This is a genomic window from Asanoa siamensis (assembly GCF_016862555.1).
Classification (GTDB): domain Bacteria; phylum Actinomycetota; class Actinomycetes; order Mycobacteriales; family Micromonosporaceae; genus Asanoa; species Asanoa siamensis.
Window position 1 is genome coordinate 1 of sequence record NZ_BONE01000028.1, and the last position, 15,581, is coordinate 15,581.

15 protein-coding genes are annotated in these 15,581 nt (G+C 71.1%); all 15 read right to left on the reverse strand.

The features are described from left to right. Positions 1 to 476: 476 nt before the first annotated feature. Positions 477 to 1,709 (reverse strand): deazapurine DNA modification protein DpdA family protein, encoded by a 1,233-nt coding sequence (locus Asi02nite_RS18380; RefSeq protein WP_203714588.1) that lies wholly within the window; start codon positions 1,707 to 1,709, stop codon positions 477 to 479. Further along, positions 1,706 to 2,833 (reverse strand): DNA-methyltransferase, encoded by a 1,128-nt coding sequence (locus tag Asi02nite_RS18385; protein ID WP_203714589.1) that lies wholly within the window; start codon positions 2,831 to 2,833, stop codon positions 1,706 to 1,708. The genes Asi02nite_RS18380 and Asi02nite_RS18385 overlap by 4 nt, the downstream gene beginning before the upstream one ends. Further along, the gene (locus tag Asi02nite_RS18390; RefSeq protein WP_089255352.1) at positions 2,830 to 3,621 is read right to left on the reverse strand and encodes a Mom family adenine methylcarbamoylation protein; all 792 of its coding nucleotides are present in this window, start codon (positions 3,619 to 3,621) and stop codon (positions 2,830 to 2,832) included. The genes Asi02nite_RS18385 and Asi02nite_RS18390 overlap by 4 nt, the downstream gene beginning before the upstream one ends. Positions 3,622 to 3,971: 350 nt before the next feature. After that, a complete protein-coding gene (locus tag Asi02nite_RS18395; protein WP_089255353.1) occupies positions 3,972 to 4,643 on the reverse strand; it encodes a DUF6349 family protein in 672 nt (223 codons plus the stop codon). A 526-nt stretch (positions 4,644 to 5,169) separates the two neighbouring features. Continuing rightward, positions 5,170 to 5,445: a hypothetical protein gene (locus tag Asi02nite_RS18400; RefSeq protein WP_089255354.1), complete on the reverse strand. Its 276-nt coding sequence runs from the start codon at positions 5,443 to 5,445 to the stop codon at positions 5,170 to 5,172. Then, on the reverse strand, positions 5,442 to 6,236 hold the full coding sequence (locus Asi02nite_RS18405; RefSeq protein WP_089255355.1) for a hypothetical protein: 795 nt from the start codon (positions 6,234 to 6,236) through the stop codon (positions 5,442 to 5,444). Before Asi02nite_RS18405 ends, Asi02nite_RS18400 begins: the two co-directional genes overlap by 4 nt. 193 nt (positions 6,237 to 6,429) lie before the next feature. Further along, the gene (locus Asi02nite_RS18410; RefSeq protein ID WP_089255356.1) at positions 6,430 to 8,187 is read right to left on the reverse strand and encodes a DNA cytosine methyltransferase; all 1,758 of its coding nucleotides are present in this window, start codon (positions 8,185 to 8,187) and stop codon (positions 6,430 to 6,432) included. Between the two features lie 200 nt (positions 8,188 to 8,387). Beyond that, complete coding sequence (locus tag Asi02nite_RS18415; protein ID WP_203714590.1) at positions 8,388 to 9,377, reverse strand: DNA cytosine methyltransferase; 990 nt, start codon at positions 9,375 to 9,377, stop codon at positions 8,388 to 8,390. A gap of 215 nt (positions 9,378 to 9,592) precedes the next feature. Next, entirely contained in the window at positions 9,593 to 10,045 is a 453-nt protein-coding gene (locus Asi02nite_RS18420) for a hypothetical protein (protein ID WP_203714591.1), read from the reverse strand. Between the two features lie 74 nt (positions 10,046 to 10,119). Beyond that, positions 10,120 to 11,460 (reverse strand): hypothetical protein, encoded by a 1,341-nt coding sequence (locus tag Asi02nite_RS18425; RefSeq protein WP_203714592.1) that lies wholly within the window; start codon positions 11,458 to 11,460, stop codon positions 10,120 to 10,122. A gap of 207 nt (positions 11,461 to 11,667) precedes the next feature. Next, positions 11,668 to 12,942, reverse strand: coding sequence for a hypothetical protein (locus Asi02nite_RS18430; protein ID WP_203714593.1), 1,275 nt, complete (start codon positions 12,940 to 12,942; stop codon positions 11,668 to 11,670). A 188-nt stretch (positions 12,943 to 13,130) separates the two neighbouring features. Beyond that, positions 13,131 to 13,418, reverse strand: a complete 288-nt coding sequence (locus tag Asi02nite_RS18435) for a hypothetical protein (RefSeq protein WP_089255360.1) — start codon at positions 13,416 to 13,418, stop codon at positions 13,131 to 13,133. Beyond that, a complete protein-coding gene (locus tag Asi02nite_RS18440) occupies positions 13,415 to 14,377 on the reverse strand; it encodes a hypothetical protein (RefSeq protein ID WP_089255361.1) in 963 nt (320 codons plus the stop codon). The genes Asi02nite_RS18435 and Asi02nite_RS18440 overlap by 4 nt, the downstream gene beginning before the upstream one ends. 203 nt (positions 14,378 to 14,580) lie before the next feature. Beyond that, positions 14,581 to 14,832 (reverse strand): hypothetical protein, encoded by a 252-nt coding sequence (locus Asi02nite_RS18445; RefSeq protein WP_089255362.1) that lies wholly within the window; start codon positions 14,830 to 14,832, stop codon positions 14,581 to 14,583. A gap of 5 nt (positions 14,833 to 14,837) precedes the next feature. Further along, the gene (locus Asi02nite_RS18450; RefSeq protein ID WP_089255363.1) at positions 14,838 to 15,521 is read right to left on the reverse strand and encodes a DUF6205 family protein; all 684 of its coding nucleotides are present in this window, start codon (positions 15,519 to 15,521) and stop codon (positions 14,838 to 14,840) included. Positions 15,522 to 15,581: the final 60 nt, after the last annotated feature.

Consider the following 15,581-nt stretch of genomic DNA (forward strand, 5'->3'; position numbering starts at 1 on the left):
GGCGGCTGACCTGGCTGCGCCGCAGCCAGGTCAGCCGCCCCTTGGCACCTCGTCTGCCAAGGACCTTCTTGTGGCTGGTCCTCGGGATGAAGGTGGGCGTGTGGTGGGAGGGCCACGAACGCCACCTCACCCGCGTTCGGTTGGTTCACGGCGCGAGTCGCGCCGGAGCGCGGCATGGCCGCTGTCCGGCGTGGCGGGCTGGTTGGCCCGCGCCTTGATCCGAGCCTTGAGCGCGCTCGCGATCGTGTCGACTTCGAGCGTCTCGCCGATGGCGGCCTGCGCCTCGGCGCGCAGCGGGACGGGCCAGTCCGGGTCGTCGGCAATGGCGGCCAGTCGGGCGGCGACGGCGACTGGGTCGGCTTCGAAGCGCAGCGGGCGGGAAACGTACCGCGACCACCCGTACCTCGTGGGTCCGCGGCCACAGCCGCCGCGGTGAGCAGGTCGGGTTGGTCGCGGCCGACTGGGGGCGGCGTCGATTACTGGCCGAAGAGCAAGAGTTGATCCGGGTTCAGTCGCGACCGGTGGGCGCGGCGCAGGAGCGCGGGAGCGAGATGAACCGGCTCTGCGGGGTGTTGGCCGTTGGTGCGGTCGCGCGCGCAGGCGCGGACGGCATCTAGGGCTTCCTCGCGCCAGTGCAGGGCGTAGGCGAAACAGTTTCGGCAGTCCGTCGGGCGGCGTACGCCCGTGACGGCGTCGGGCCGGCTGAGGTGGTTGCAGCCCGGCAGCATGAGGTGTTCGTCGCGAGCGGTCTTCGACCATGCCTGGCTGTCCGCGCTGTTGAGCAGGTGACCTGCGATCCGCAACGCGTTCTGGGAAATCCCGAAGCCGTGCATGTCCAGGCCCAGGCCCAGTTCGGTGAGGGTGCCCAGGACGCGGGCCACGCCTTTTTGGGAGCCGCGGCGGCAGATGCTGCCGACGCCGACCCTGCGGCCGGTGAGGTCGACGCCGGCGCGCTGGTACATCTCGACGTGCTCGACGTATTCCCACGGCCACCAGCCCTGCAGCGTCGGTAGCCAGTCGATCATCGGGAACTCTTCGGCGAGGTAGAGGTAGGACTCCACGGTGAGTTCCTGGTGCTCGCGCACCGTCTTCCCGGTCCGCTTCAACACGGCGGGTTCGCACGGCCAGTCCTGCACGCCGACGAAGTCGGGCATCAGATCTCGGGACGAGTGACCGACTGCCTCGGCGAAGCGGACCCACATCGCGCCGTAGTCGGCGGGCCACAGGTACCAGGGGTGGTCGCGGCGGCCGCGGGTGTTGAGCATCAGGGCCGCGTAGGCGCCAGAGTCTCCGGCCCAGGGCGTGCCGAACGTCTGCACGGGCCAGTCGTCGCCCTGCTGCTCGTACCGGCTCACGTAGCGGGCCAGGGTGGTCGCGGAGATGAATAGCGGCACGGGGGAGTGGCGCAGGTGGTGAGGGTGCCCGACCCCGAGGTAGAAGGTCATCCGGCGAGCGGGGTCGGGGTGGAACTCGCTGCGGGTGTAGGGGGTGACCGGCCCCCACTGGGTGTGCCAGCGGTCGGGGCCGAGGCCGTACCGGGCGACGTGCGCGTCCCAGCGGGCGCGGCGCTGCTCGACGGTCGGCGGCGGCGGCCACTCGGTCACGCCCCGGCGGCGCATCAACTCGAGGAGCCGCGCGGCGCGCTGCGGGTCAACACCGTACGCGGCGATGGTGCGGCGCCGGATCGCGTCCAGGTCCTTGACGATCACGCCGGCACCTCGTGAGCGTCGAAGAGCGCGAGCTGCTCAACCGGCGGGCGAAGGGCCGGGATGATCTCGGCGAGGACCCGGCCCATCGCGAAGCGCAAGGCCTCGGGATTGAGGTCGCCGCCCAGAAAGCGGCGCCCTTCGGACAGGCAGGTGACCAGCGTCGTGCCGGATCCGAGGAAGGGGTCGCAGACCAGGTCGCCACGGCGGGTGGTGGATCGGACCAGGCGGGACACCAGGGCCGGGTGCAGGGCGTTGTCGTAGCGCAGCAGGCCGGGCCGGCGCTCGTCCGGGATGTCGGTCCAGACGTCGACGGCGTAGATCTGGCCGGTCCGGCCGCGCGGCATCTCGGTCGGTCGGTCGAAGACCCGCTGCGGCGAGTCGAGCGGGCCGCGGGTCATCAGGGTGACCCGGTGGTGGGCGTGAACGTAGCGGCGGGTGCTGTAGAGGCCGAACGGCCGTTTGACGGCGATGGAGTTGACGTAGGTCAGGCCGGCGATGTCCTCGGCGGCGACCTGGACTCGAGCCGCCTGCTGGGCGCCGGTGATCACGGCGAGGTAGCCGCCGGGGCGTAGCGCGGCGCCGGCGGCGGCGATCCATTCGGCGGTCCAGTCGGCGTACGCGGCCGGGTCGACGTCGATGTAGCCGCCGAGCACCTGGGAGTGGTCGCGGCCGTAGGTGCGCCGGTACGCCGAGCGGTGCTCGCCGCGCCCGAGCGCGTACGGCGGGTCCGCCACGATCAGGTCGATCGGCTCGTCGGCCTGGGCCAGCACGGTGGCCGCGGCGCCGAGCACGAGCTCGGCCTGACCCGGGTCGCCGGACAGCCACAGCAGCAGCGCCCGGTGCGGCCGGGCGGTGGTGCCCTCGATCAGCCAGGCCGCGCGCTGGTCGTCGTCCTGACGGGCGCGGCCCTGGCGGCGCAGGGACTGTAGGGCTGAGCGGATCCGCCGCTTGTACTGCTCCTGCCCGTCCTGGATGATGCGGCGTCCGTCGGCCCGGTCGGCCAGCCCCGCCCGCTCGGCGAGCTGGTACAGCTCCGGGAGGGTGTAGCAGCCGGAGTCCAGTGTGCGCAGCAGGTCCGCCGCCGTGCGCAGCTCGCGGACCCCGGTGCCTGGCTGCCTGGTCACAGCGGCACGCCCATCGCGGCGAACAGGTCTGGCGAGGGCTTGGGGTACCGGGACGGGTCGCGGTGGGCCCGCACCGCCCGGCCGTTGCGGTCGCGCTTGTAGACCTTGACGTCCTTACGCAGCGGCATGGCGTAGCGGTGCTTGCCGGGCGTGCGGCGGCGGGTCACCTTCACGTCGAGCAGGGCCTGCCGCAGCCATTCGTGCGGCTTTTCTCCGGCCCGCATCGGCCGCGCCCCGAACGACACCAGCCGCCGCTCCGCGGCCGCATGTCCGCGCTCCTGCGCGCGGATCTTTTGCATCGTGCGCTCGTCGAGGCACGTGCCGTCGGGCAACCAGATGGTGGTCGTGGTCTTGCTGGTGCCGAGGTAGATGCAGTTGAACGCCTGGTAGATGATGCCGACGTGCCCCCAGGCCGGGTCGGCGAAGGTGATCACGGCGTGCAGGCCCTCGTCGAGCAGCAGGGCCCGACACTGCCCGAGCGTCCAGGTCTCGGCGTTGCCCTCGGTCGGGCCCAGCACCAGCCGTTGCAGCACCAGCGACTGCGTGTAGGGCTCCAGGTCGGGCAGCGGGTTGGTCAGCACCTTGTCCTGCGCTGGGTTTCCGTACACCGCAACGCCGATCAGCTCGCCGTGGCGGAACAGGCCGAACTGGTGGACGGCGGCCGGGTACGAGCGAAGGTAGTGGCGACTGGTGACGAACGGCTTTGCGACGGCCTCGGCGATCGGCTGGACCTCGTAGCCGCGCGGGCTGAACCGCTCGGAGGGGTCGGCGTACGACCAGGCCGGCATCGGCTGTCCTGGCTGGGATGGGTCGCGTTCGGGCCAGCGCTGGCACCAGCGCGACGCGGTCATCGGGCCACGCCCCGGGTGTGGGCCGCGGATGGGATCATGTCCGGCTCCTCGATGAGGGCTTGGAGGCCGGCGGCCCGCGCGGGATCTGTGATCACGCACGCGGTCAGCCGGGGCCTGAGGTGGTGGTCGGGCTTCTGGTCTGGAGTCCGGGTGCCGACCCTCGCTCCGCCTATAATGATACCTTGTATCTATTGTGGACGGTAGATGAGACGTGAATTTGCCTGGGAAAACAGCTCTGCCCGACCTCCGTCGCTGCGAAGGTCGGGCAGGGGTGAGCGGGTGGGCGGTCAGCTATCGCGCTGCGCGGGCGGGTCGCCGTCGTGAGGGGTGGAGGACGCCGCCGCGTCTGCGGGGTCCTCGGCGGCTAGGTCGTAGCCGCCGAACGGGGTCCGGCCCGGCACGTGCCGGGTGGCCAGGCCGCTGCGGCGGGTGCGGATCGGACCGCCGTCGGTGAGCCATTTCGTCGGGTAGTGAGTGGCGACGCGGTCCACCCAGGCGCCGTGGCGCTTGCGGTCCTCGGGCACGCGGGGAACCACCGGCAGGTCGCGCCAGCCCGGCCACGCGTGGTCGCAGGCGTCCTCGACGGCCGCGTTCTCCTGGTTGCGCGGCTCGCCCTCCCAGTCGCACCCGCGGCACGCCCCGCGATACAGCAGGTCGCCGACGCAGCAGCAGTTGTCGAGGCAGTCGCAGCGCAGATCCGCGCTCAGCACGGTGGGTTGGCAGCGCGCGGTCGGCGTGTCGGGGCAGGTGATGTGCACCTCCCAGGCATGCGAGCGGCGGATCGAGCTCCAGTTGCCGTAGCGGGCGCGCCACGCCTCGACCTCGGCCGTACGGGCCACCAGGCCACGTGAAGGCGAGTCGTAGAGACTCGGCGCCGCCGTCTGAGGCCCGGGCAGCGGGGCTACCTCGGCGTCCAGGTCATCGAAGAGGGAGAGTTGCCCGGGAAGAACCTTGGTCATCGGGTTACCTGCCAGTCCTGTGACGTGCCGACCGGTGCGCGGATTCGGGTTCATGCCGGCTCTCTCCGAGCAGGTCCAGCCGACGGGGTGCGCTGGCCTGGCCGGCCCGCCCGAAGTCCATTGTATAATGATACCTTGTGTCTACTGTGGACGGAAGCGTTGAGAGGATCTGAGTAGCGGAAGTGGTCACCCCGCCCGAGGGTCGTTGGCTCCGGCTCGGGAGGGGTGGACAGGTGCGCTCGCGGGTTACCGGCGTGCGGCGAGGGCGTATGGGTGCAACCCCAGACCCGGTGGTTGCGGGGATCGGGCCGTGGCCTGTGCTTCTCGGCCGGCGATGACCAACTCGGCGGACGGCGAGCCGGGTGGTGGGGGTGTGCAGCAGGACCGGGCGCCGGTCTCGGCGAACGGTGCGGCAGCGGCCAGGCGCGCCGCCGAGACCGACAGTGGCGGCGCGTCCGGCTTGGTCAGCCAGCTCGCGTCCTGCGCACCAGGGAGAAGGTGAACGGCCGCTGCCCGCGCGGCGTGCTTACCGCTGGTCGTCCTGCTGGAGCCGCAGGTACCAGCGGTGCATCAGGTCCCAGGTCAGAGCTACGGCGAGCAGCGCGGCGCAGAACGAGGCGAGCAGATACAGCGCCATGCCGGGGATGGCGGCGTCACCGGCGCAGTAGATCCCTTCTTGCCAGCTGAGGCGGCACCCGTTCGGCGGCCGCCACAGGCACAGGCCGATCAACGTGCCGCAAAACGTGTTCCAGATCAGGAAGATCCAGGCCCAGACAAGGGCTTGCGAAAACGATCTCTTCACTGGTGCCGCCCCGAGGAGGTCATCGCCCGGAGCCGGTCGGCGATCTCCTGCGCGATCGCTTCCGGCTGCATGTCCGCAGGCGGGGTCCATGGCTCGGCGGCACGGCAGGTCCAGCCGTCCGGCGCCATGATCTTCAGCTCGCCGGGGTACCAGAGCCAGTTGTCGTCGTTGATGTGAACCGGCCCGGCGACCAGCCGGTGCTGGCCGGTCTCGAGCAGCGTCCCCAGGTTGATGACACCCTGGCCCTCGTCGCCCTCGTCGACCTCCGCGTACTGGCCGTGGCCGGTCAGTGCGTCAATCAGCTCGTCGGTCTGGAAGCATTCGCCGAGCGCGTGGGCTAGGTGCAGCTCACGCGCGCATTCGAAGTTGTCATCGTCGCCGATGGGGAAGTTGCCGGGCGCGTCATCGCACGCGGGCAGGTGCCTTTCGCCGTCGAGGACGAAGAGGGCCAGCTCGGCTGCGGCGATGGCGTCCTGCACGGGCGTGGGGTCGAGCAGGTCGCGGGTGCAACCGTCGGTCTGGCACTCGTGCTCACCGTCCTCGAACTCGGTGGACTCGCAGTGCCACAGAACCTCGTCGTCCGGGCCGAGCACCAGGTGCAGCCACACGTTGAAGGCCATCTTCCCGTCGGCGGGCCAGACGTCGATGACCGCTCGGCGCGCGGTCGGGAACGCCCGCCGGATCAGCCGGGCGGCCTCCTCCGTCTTCACCTCGGCAAAGGCGACGCCGGCCGAATGCCACGCCGAGATCGCGCGGTCGAAGCGGACGTCGAAATCGATCCGGTTGGTCAATGTCTTCTCCTCTCGTCTGGCCGGGTGGCCACCGTGCCGGCACGCGCGGGTCGTGCCGGCCGGAAGGTCAGCGGTCAGTCGGTGCGGGCGACAGCCCATGCGTCAGACAGCGGAGCGAAATTGCTCAGCGCCTTGTTCAGGTCCTCGAAGCCGCCGACGATTGCGAGCACGTCGGCGGGCCGAGTCGAACGGTTCAGGCGGCCAGCGCGTACTCGCGTTCGAGTTGCGCACCGGTCATGCACTCGACGAGCGCGGAGACGATCAGCTCGGCGCAGGCCGCCACGACGGCGTTGCCGTACAGGCGGACCCGGGCGCGCTGCGTCTTGGCCTCGTTGCGGTAGGAGGGGTGGAACCCCATCAGCTTGCCGATCTCGTAGTCCAGCAGCATCCGGAAGTAGATGTCGGCGAGGTCGGGCAGCTCGGTGAGGACCTCCTGTGGCGGCAGGGCTAGGCCGTACCGGTCGCGGGTGGTCAGCGCTCCGGACGGTCCGGCGGCGGGGATCGCCGACTCGGCGGCGCCGTAGTAGGGCACCAGGAGGGCGTCCTGCCAGGTCACCAGCGACTGGTGGCCCGCGGTGGTGACCGTGCGAGCCGGTTCGTCGACGGGTGTGCACATCTCGGCGCCGCCGGTGTTGTTGCGCATCAGGAACGCGGGCGGCAGAACCAGGCCGTGGTGGTTGCCCGAGGCGGTGACCGTCCCGGCCGGCTGCGTCACCGGGTACGACGCGGTCTTTGACCCGCCTCCCCGCAACGGCGTGATGAACGGCATGGCGACGCCGGTCTCCGCGCGGGTGGTCTGGGTGCGCATCGGGCCGGTCGCCGGTGCGGCCGTCTTGTCCGGGCGGCCCTCGACCGGCACCAGCAGCGGCGGCAGGTCGACGCTGTCGGACTCGCGGGTGGTCCGGGGGAGTGTCGGGGTGGTCAGCGGTACGGCGCCCTGGTCGCCGTGCCCGCGCCGGCTGGCGCCGGTCGGCACGAGTAGCGGACCCCAGTGGCGGACCTTTCCGGCCTCGATGCGTGAAGTGGTGGCGGGTTGCAGAGCCTTCATCCCTCGGGCCTCGCGGTCGCCGATGCGCACGCCCGGGTTGGACAGGTCGATCGCGCTCAGCGCGGGCACGACCTCGGGGAAGACCTCCCGGCCCCGGCAGCGCAGTTGCGGGCACTGGTAGATGTACTGGCGGCCGTAGCTGCCCATGTCCACGCCCGGCTTCTTGAACACCTGCACCGCGTCGACGATCTGGACGCAGTTGTCGCACCAGGCTTTGGGCCGCAGCCACTTGTCCCAGTCGGGGTGGCGGCCCAGCGAGCGGTGCCAGAAGCCGACGAACAGCCGGTTGCGGGACTGTCCGGCCCACGGCGCGCGGACCGGGCGGGCGTGCATCGCGTTGAACGCGATGAGCCGCACGTAGTAGCCCAGGTTGCGCAGTTCGAGGATCCAGCGGTCCCACTCGGCCCACAGACGGCACTGGACGACGTTCTCCATCATGCCGATGAGCACCGGCTCGCGTGGGTTGCGTTCGATCATGGCGCGCAGGTAGCGCGGGATCTCGTTCATCAGCAGCCGCGACCGCTTGTACTGCTTGATCCGGCGCTGCAACTGCGGGTCGTCCTGTTTGGCACCGGGCATCTCGAACAGCGCGGTCTGCTCGGCGTTGGCCTTGTCGAAGTCACGCTTGATGCCCCTCGAATCGGTCCAGCCAGGGCAAGCGGGGGAGCTGGTGAACAGGTCGACCCGCGGCATGGTCGTCATGTCGAGCTTGGTGACGTCCTGCTGGTAGTGCCGAGCGTTGGGGAAGTTCAGCTCGTGCTGTTCACAGGCGTCCGCGTCGTGGTTCGCGGCGTCGGTCGTCTCGATCCACGTGCGGAACCGATCGCCGAACCCGTCGCCGATGAAGTGGACGCCGTGGTCGGTGCCACCGAGGCCGGAGAACTCGGAATAGTGGGTGATCATCGCTGCCTTCTGTCGACGGACTTCTGGAACGTCGAGGCGGGTGCCGACCCAACCTCTGCATATAATGATACCCCTTCTAGGTTTCATTCGTCTACTGTGGACGGACTCCCACGGCCCGTGCTTTCGTTGTTAACCAACCGATAGCGGGCGGGCCAGGCGGAGATGTCGGGCGTTGCCGTGTCTGCGCCTGGCCGGCTGCGTCACCGGACTGCGAGGTCCGGGCCGAACAGGTCCAACTGCTGCTCCTCGTCGGGGGAGCCATGGGTCGGCTCGGCGCCGTCGGGGGAGGCATGCCGGACGCGCTTCGCGCCGCGGACGCCGGCGCGCACGCCGGGGGTGATGCCCAGCGAGCGGCGCAGCGCCTCGTACTCGCCGTAGCCGCCGTCGTCCAGGGCCTTGCTGAAGGCGTCGACGACCGGGATTCCCTCCGGTGTCACCATGCTCGCGAGGCCGGGGACGTTCTCCATGACGAACGCCCGTGGCCTGATCTCGCAGATCAGCCGGGCGAACTCGAAGACCAACGAGTTGCGGGGGTCCATGACGTCGCGCGCGCCGGCCATCGAGAAGCCCTGGCACGGCGGCCCGCCGGTGACCAGCGCGACGTCGCCGACGTCCAGGCCGAGCGCGTCGAGGACCTGCGCGCCGGTCAGGTTCCGCACGTCGGCGACGAAGAACTGCTCGCAGCCGTACGGGTGGGCCGGCGGACGGTTCGTGTCGGCGAGGTAGTCGTTCGGGTAGCTGCCCGGGTCGTGTGGCCGGCCGTACCCGGAGATCCAGCCGCTTCCGGCCAGCGGGCCACGGTGAACGTATCCCTCGGGAGCGACGAGATTGCCGTCGCCGTCGAGCTTGAGGCCCATCGCCTTGGCCAGGTGCCGCTCGAATGCCTCTTCCCGCTCGGGGCGGTCGAAGTGCACCTTTACCCCGGGCACGGCGAGGTTGACCATGTAGGTGGTGGCCGCGATGAGGTCCATCTCCACCGCGGCGGCCACGTGGAAGCCAGCCTGGTGCAGGCCGCAGCCGAAACCACCGGCCCCGGCGAACAACTCGACCGCCACCGGCAGCTCGTAGCGCCGGCGCGGTCGCGGCGGGACGAGCAGGCCCAGCGGGGACTTGGTCCATCCGGCGACCCGGTCGCTGCCGGGTGGTAGCGGCGATGGCGCGCCCGGCCCTCGGTGGTTGGTCGTGTGCACGATCGTGGGTCCTTTCCAGTCGTCGGACTCTGGCCCTGACTCGAGTGGCCTTGGACGCGGCGGTACGGGCCGATGAGGCGGCCGATTCGGTGTGGGCTGCTACGTCGAGTACGAGCCCGGTGCCGGGTCGCGCACGACGCGTGGGTTCGGTCGGCGGAACGCTGCGCGTCCGGCGGCGGCCCTGTCGGCACGCCGCCGGACGGCTTCCGAGCGGTCTAGGTGGTCGCGCCTGTGCGTGGCGCGGCGGCGACGCGGCTGAGTTCTGCGGTGATCCGCTTCGGGATCCGGGCCTTCTCGTAGTGGAAGTCGTCGGTCCGGCCGGGCGTGGACTCCGCGTAGTACCTGGCCCGGCAGACGACCTGGTACCAGAGGTAGGTCAGCTCGCGCGCGGCGATCGCGTTCTCCCGCCCGGCGTGCGGGCAGGCGTCGAACGCCCGCCGCCACGCGTCGGAGACCCCGCTGCGGCGGTTGAACAGCCCGCGATGCAGGGCGGGGGCGAGCGCGGCGAGGGTGTATCGCTCGGGCAGCTCGAAGTCGGGCAGCGGCAGGCAGGCCGCCGCGTCAGGGTGAACCGCGTCGATCGCGTCGCGGATCTGCTGACGCAGCGCCAGCAGGGTCGGTCGGATGTGGGTGAAGCGCGTCTGCCGGGTTGCCGCATCAACGGGCACGGGTGCCTCCAAGCTCGGACCTCTGGTGAAGAGGACGGATGCCGCCCGCCCTTTCCTCTATAATGATACCCCTTCTAAGGGTTTGAAGGTAGCTCTCGACGGCGAGGATTTGTTGAGCCAGGGCCAGGTTGGTCAACGATCAGGTCCAGCAGATCGAGCTGGACGGCGCGGGGCGCAGCGGGAACGACCTCGTGCGTCGTGGCGGCGGGCAGCGCGTCGACGACGGAGTCGTCGGTATCGGCCCCGGCGGCCGGCGGCGTCCATGCCCGGCGCGCCACCGGGAGCGCCTTGTCGACCAGGTCGCCGTCGTTGCCGCACTCCACGCACAGGACAGCCGGGTCGCCCTCCATGCCGTGGCTGTCCGGGAGCAGCGGCCAGCAGTAGGTGTGCAGCCCGAACACACCCCGGGCGTCGTTGTCGCCGTCGGCGTAGCCCCAGACCAGGCGGGGGCAGAGCATGCACCGGCCGGCGAACCGCACGAGCCGGTCCGAGCCGTGCCACGCGTCGTAGCGCACCTGCACCGGCATGGCCCGGCCCGCGCCCAGGCTGGTCTGCGGCTGCTGCACCCGCGCCGGCACCTCGTCGCCGGTGTAGCGGCGCAGCAGCCAGGTTGGCCGGTTGTCGCCGGCCGGGGGCTTGTCCAGCCACAGAACACCCACGCCGATTCCGATCCCGGGAAAGTCCGTGGAGGTCAGCGGGCGGAAGCCGCCGTGGTCGGCGGCGAGCGCGCGCACCGCCCGGAACCGTGGGCCCCGTCGGTCGGTGAATCCGGCGGGGACGATCGCGACCAGCCGGGCGCCCGGCGCCAGCAGCCCGTAGGCCAGTGTGACGTGCTCGATCCAGATCGAGTCTGCGCCAGTGATGTTGAACGGCGGGTTCATCACCACGGCGTCGAACCGGATGGGACGCTGCTCCGCGTACTCCTCCAGCGTGGTCCGTCGGCAGCTTGCGCCGGTGTCGAGCAGCGTCTCGTAGCGGGCTGCGTCCGGCTCCAGCGCCAGGACGTCCAACTCGCGGCCTGCCCGCCGGATTTCGCGCACGAGCGAGCCGTCGCCGGCTGAGGGCTCGAGTATCCGGGCGCCGGCCGGTAGCGACGCCAGGTCGGCGAACTCCGGCCCGCAGACTCGTCTGGCGAGCGCCGCCGGGGTCGGCACGTAGCCCTCGCTGTGCCGGTTGGCGATCGCCTGGCCATCGGCGAGGATGCGCCGCACGACGGGTGCGGCCGGGCCGGGAAACAGCCATCCGGACTTGCGTGGGATGTAGGTGCCCCCAGCGGTTTCCAGCACCTGTTTCGTCGCCGCCCAGGCCGGGCCGGCGATGCGCTGGGTCAGCAGCACGGCGTTGCCATCGACGGTGGCGCCGTCGAGGGCGGCGCGGGCCGCCGCGGTCAGGGTTACCGGTCTGCCACCGGGCATGGGACGTCCTCGTCTCCGCGTGCGGGCTTGTGGCCGGAGCTCGGATTGCCGTCCCTGGCTCCGTGATCCCCCGCCTGCCGCGAGGGGATGACCCGGCATCGGCCCGCCGGGTAGGGCGAAGCCGCCCGGAACCGGCAGGAGGCGGCCCGGGCGGGCTGTGCTAGTCGCCGTGGGTGACCTGCCGCCAACGTCGATGGCGGCTCGTGGTCAGCGGGTCGGTTCGTCGACCAACGGTTGACCCGCACCGCGCACCGGGTCCGGCGCCAGCAGCTCCCGGTCGCCGTCAGCGGTGCGGTGCACCAGTCGCACGGTGTGCAGGACGTTCGACGGGGCGTGGGCGGCCAGTGCGGCCACCTCCGCCGTGACGTGGGCGATCGGGGCGGCGTCGTCCATGCGCCCAGCCGAGTCGATGAAGGTCGTCGCCTCCGTCGGCTGCCCGCCGTCGCGCCGCGCGGTCTGGAGCACGATGTAGCCGGTGGTCGGCAAAGTGACCCGGGTCAGGCCCGGAGCCCCAGCCGGTCGCGGCAGCGCCTCCCACCGCTCGCCGGTCCAGACCTGGATCGCGTGCGCGTCCGGGCACTGCCGCCACATCCGAGCGGCGACCGCCGCGCGGTCGTCCGCCGTGGCGCCGGGCACGCCGTAGTACGCGTTGGCGAACGTGTCCACCACCTCGTCATCCCCGCCGGTGATGGCCGCGAAGGTGCGGACCGGCAGCGTGCCGGCCCGCACGAACCGGGCGACGTCGCCCGCGGCGCGCGCCTCTTCGAAAAGCCAGGCCAGCACGAACTCCTCGTGCATCGTCTCGCCGTGCTCGTCTCGGCAGGCGGCGACGAACGCGTCCATCTGGGCGCGGTTGAGAACGTCGCGGTCGTACCCGTACCAAACGGTGGGGCCGCCCTGGCCGCCGTTCTCGATCGAGCCGGCCGGCGTGCCGTCCCAGAGCAGTTCCGCCGTGTACGCCTCGCCATCGGAGGTGTTCATCGCCTTGAGCTTGCGCAGCGTCATCCGGGCGTGCGGCACGGTCATGCCGGTGTGCGGCAGCACGATCGGTCCGGTCTGGACCCGGCCCGCGTGCCAGTCCAGGATGGCCAGCCGGCGCAGGCCGACGCTGACGGCGTCACGCTTGATCCGGTGCCAGGACGGGTACACGATGTCCGGCAGGGTCAGGCGCCAGACGCCCGACTCCCCGTACGGCATCTCAGCCCGAGGCCGCTTCTCCACACCGATCCGGCTGTCGCGCTCGGGGATAGGCGTCTCGGCCGGTGCGACCCGCTCCGGGCCGCAATACCGGACGGGGAGACCGCCCGTACCGACCCCGAACTTCAACTGGGTGAACGTCGGGTTGTCACCCGGGCCGCCGTAGATGACGGGGCTGTCGTCGTACCACGAGATGACCGTGGCGCCAACGGCGACGCCGGCCGGTTGAGCGTCCCCCGGCGCGGTCGCTTCCCCGGTGACGGGTGGGTTGGATTGGTTGGACATGCACACTCCTTGGCTCGCGGACTTCCGGTCGGGAGGTCGGGTGCCGCCCCTAACCCCTGCCTATAATGATACCTCTTGTCCTGTGTGGACGGTAGCCGGAAGCAGCTCAGACTTGGAGAGGCGGCACGTCAGAACGCCGAAACGCCGCCCGGCCCGCGGTCGGTCGGGCGGCGTTCGGCGCGCGTGGCTTAAGCGGCGCGGGCGCTGGGCCGCTGTGCTCCGTATGGTCGGCGGCGCCGGATGGGCCGGCCGGTGGGCACGTGGGTGATCTCGGTGGCGCTGCCGGCGTCCTCGACCACCAGGGTGAGTGTCTCGTCGGTGTTGATCCGCCAGATCCGGGCAGCGAAGACGCCGTAGCAGGCGTCGAGGCAGTCGGCCAGGCTGACCGGTCGCCCGTCGCGCCACCGCTCGTAGAACTGGTTGCCCCAACTGAAGCAGTAGAGGCCGCTGGCCCCGTCCTGGCGATCGGCGGTCATCGGGCCAGCTCCGCGTGCGGCGCGGCGGCCGCGGCGGCGTACCGGGTGGTGCGGGTCTCCTCGTAGCTCAGACCGAGGTCGCGGACGTGCTGGATCACCTGGTCGAGGCCTGCGTCGGTGACGCAGCTCCATTGGCCGTTGTCCAGGCTGATGTCACGCAGCTCGCCGGGTGCGCCCTTCCATCGCCCGAACCAGGACGCCCGCAGGCCGAGCAGCGGACCCAACCCCCGGAACTGGTCCTCGCTCATGCCCAGGACCAGCAGGCCGCGCTCGGTCGTGACACCCCCGATCGGCAGGCGCTCCCAGGTCTCACCGTCGGGCCAGTGTCCAGGCCCGCTGGCGTCGACCCCGACGGCGGGGCGGCCGTCGACCAGCACGGTCAGGGTGTCATCGCCGACCACCACGAGCCGATCGGGTTGCCGCCCGGGCACCTCGATGACTACCTCCCGCCCGATGCCCGGTGAAGGGGTGTACGCGAGCGCGGCGTTGACCGCCGAGGCAATATCCAGCGCGACCAGGCGCGCGGGCGGATCGTCAGTATCGCGAGGGTCCATGGTGGAGTGCCGGAACGCGGAGCGGTCGAGGTCGGCGGGAACCAGGATCACCTGGTCGAGGGCGATCTCGATGCGGTCGCCGAGGTTGCGCGTGGCCGAGCCGCCCACGGCGTCCAGCGCTAGGGCCTCGGGCGTGTCGGCGAGCAGGTCGCCGAACCACAGCAGCTCGCCGGCCGGGCCGCGTACCGCCTCAAGGCTCACGCCCAGCCGGTCGCCGTCGAGGTCCCACGCAAAGAATATGGTCTGCGCGCCCGGCACGGCCTGCGCGACCAGGCGCGCGGCCCGGCCGGCGGCGAGGGTGAACGCCCGGTCCGTCGCGTGGGCGATCGTGGTGTGCTCACGGGCGATTGCCAAGTCGAGGGCGTCGACCGGGTCGACTCCGGGGACGGTGTCGAGTTGGGGCATGGCGCTCCTTCCACGTAGGGACTTCTGGGTGCAGCGGGTCCGGTTGCCGACCAGACCGTGCATCAATAATGATACCCCTAATCTATTGTGGACGGTAGTCGGGCCCGGCACGCAACCTGCGAAAACGGTTGCCAAGAAACGGCCGAACGCCGCCCAATCGGGGGCGGCGTTCGGTTGGGTGTCGCGGTAGCCGGTCGGCTCGGTTACTCCCGCCAGGGCTCCTCGTCCTCGCCTTCCTCGCGTGGCTTCGGGAGCCGCACGCCTGCCGTAGCGAACGCGGCGAGAATTTCCTCCCAGCCTCGCGCGGCGGCGTGGCCGGGGTTCGGGTCGTCGTCGTCGAGGGCCTGCTCGACAATGTCGAGGATCCGCTCGGTCAGGTGGGTGCGGGCATCGACCCTCAGCGCGCGCAGCGAGCGCTGGGCGTCGGTTCGGGCGGGCTTGGGCTGGTAGGGCACGGTGATCAGTCCTCCTTGTTGTTGGTCGAGGTGAAGGTCACGCCGGCGCCGGCGAAGACCCTGTCGAGGTCCTGCCAGCGGTCCGGGTTCCACTCGGTGCCAGGCTCGCCTTCGCCGTCGATGTCGCCGAACTCCATCGCCATGTAGACCCGGTCCAGCATGCGCAGCCGCACGGCGAACGGCAGGCGGGCCAACGCGCGTTGTCCATCGGTGCGGCCCGGGGGCGGCTCGTAGCCGTTCGCGTCGACGGCGGCCGGCCAGGTGGTCGCGGGCAGGTAGACGTGGGCGCGGCCGTCGACCACGGCGATCCGGTAGACGAACGGGTCGCCGTTGCCGGTGTACTCGCCGTGCAGATACCCGTCGAAGGTCCGCCGCTGCCCATCGGGAGTGGTCCCAAACGCGTCGACAATTTCCTGCACTGCCGCCGCGAGGTCGGCCGAACCGCCCTCGGTCCACCCGTCGGTGCCGACTGCGATCGCGATGCCGTGCCCGGCCGGACCGTCGCTGACGCCTAGGTTGTTCGCCGTGCCGGATGCGACCGCCAGGTAGACACCGCTGCGCATCGCGTCGCTACGGGGTCGCACCTCGGCGCACATGTCGATGTCACGCTCGGGCAAGGCAGTGATCTCGGCGGGTGTGATCGGCGGCGCGATCGTCAACTCGCCGATGATCGCGTGCGGGTCGTTCATGAAGAGGGTCCTCCTCGTCATCGATGGAGCCCGGGCTGTCCGGGCATCCTGCGGGGCGCT

Bases quoted from the DNA above. Each gene is read 5' to 3' on its own strand.
- Asi02nite_RS18435 (WP_089255360.1), bottom strand. From the start codon at position 13,418: ATGACCGCCGATCGCCAGGACGGGGCCAGCGGCCTCTACTGCTTCAGT.
- Asi02nite_RS18390 (WP_089255352.1), bottom strand. From the start codon at position 3,621: ATGCCGGCCTGGTCGTACGCCGACCCCTCCGAGCGGTTCAGCCCGCGC.
- Asi02nite_RS18425 (WP_203714592.1), bottom strand. From the start codon at position 11,460: ATGCCCGGTGGCAGACCGGTAACCCTGACCGCGGCGGCCCGCGCCGCC.
- Asi02nite_RS18395 (WP_089255353.1), bottom strand. From the start codon at position 4,643: ATGACCAAGGTTCTTCCCGGGCAACTCTCCCTCTTCGATGACCTGGAC.
- Asi02nite_RS18450 (WP_089255363.1), bottom strand. From the start codon at position 15,521: ATGAACGACCCGCACGCGATCATCGGCGAGTTGACGATCGCGCCGCCG.
- Asi02nite_RS18430 (WP_203714593.1), bottom strand. From the start codon at position 12,942: ATGTCCAACCAATCCAACCCACCCGTCACCGGGGAAGCGACCGCGCCG.
- Asi02nite_RS18410 (WP_089255356.1), bottom strand. From the start codon at position 8,187: ATGATCACCCACTATTCCGAGTTCTCCGGCCTCGGTGGCACCGACCAC.
- Asi02nite_RS18440 (WP_089255361.1), bottom strand. From the start codon at position 14,377: ATGCCCCAACTCGACACCGTCCCCGGAGTCGACCCGGTCGACGCCCTC.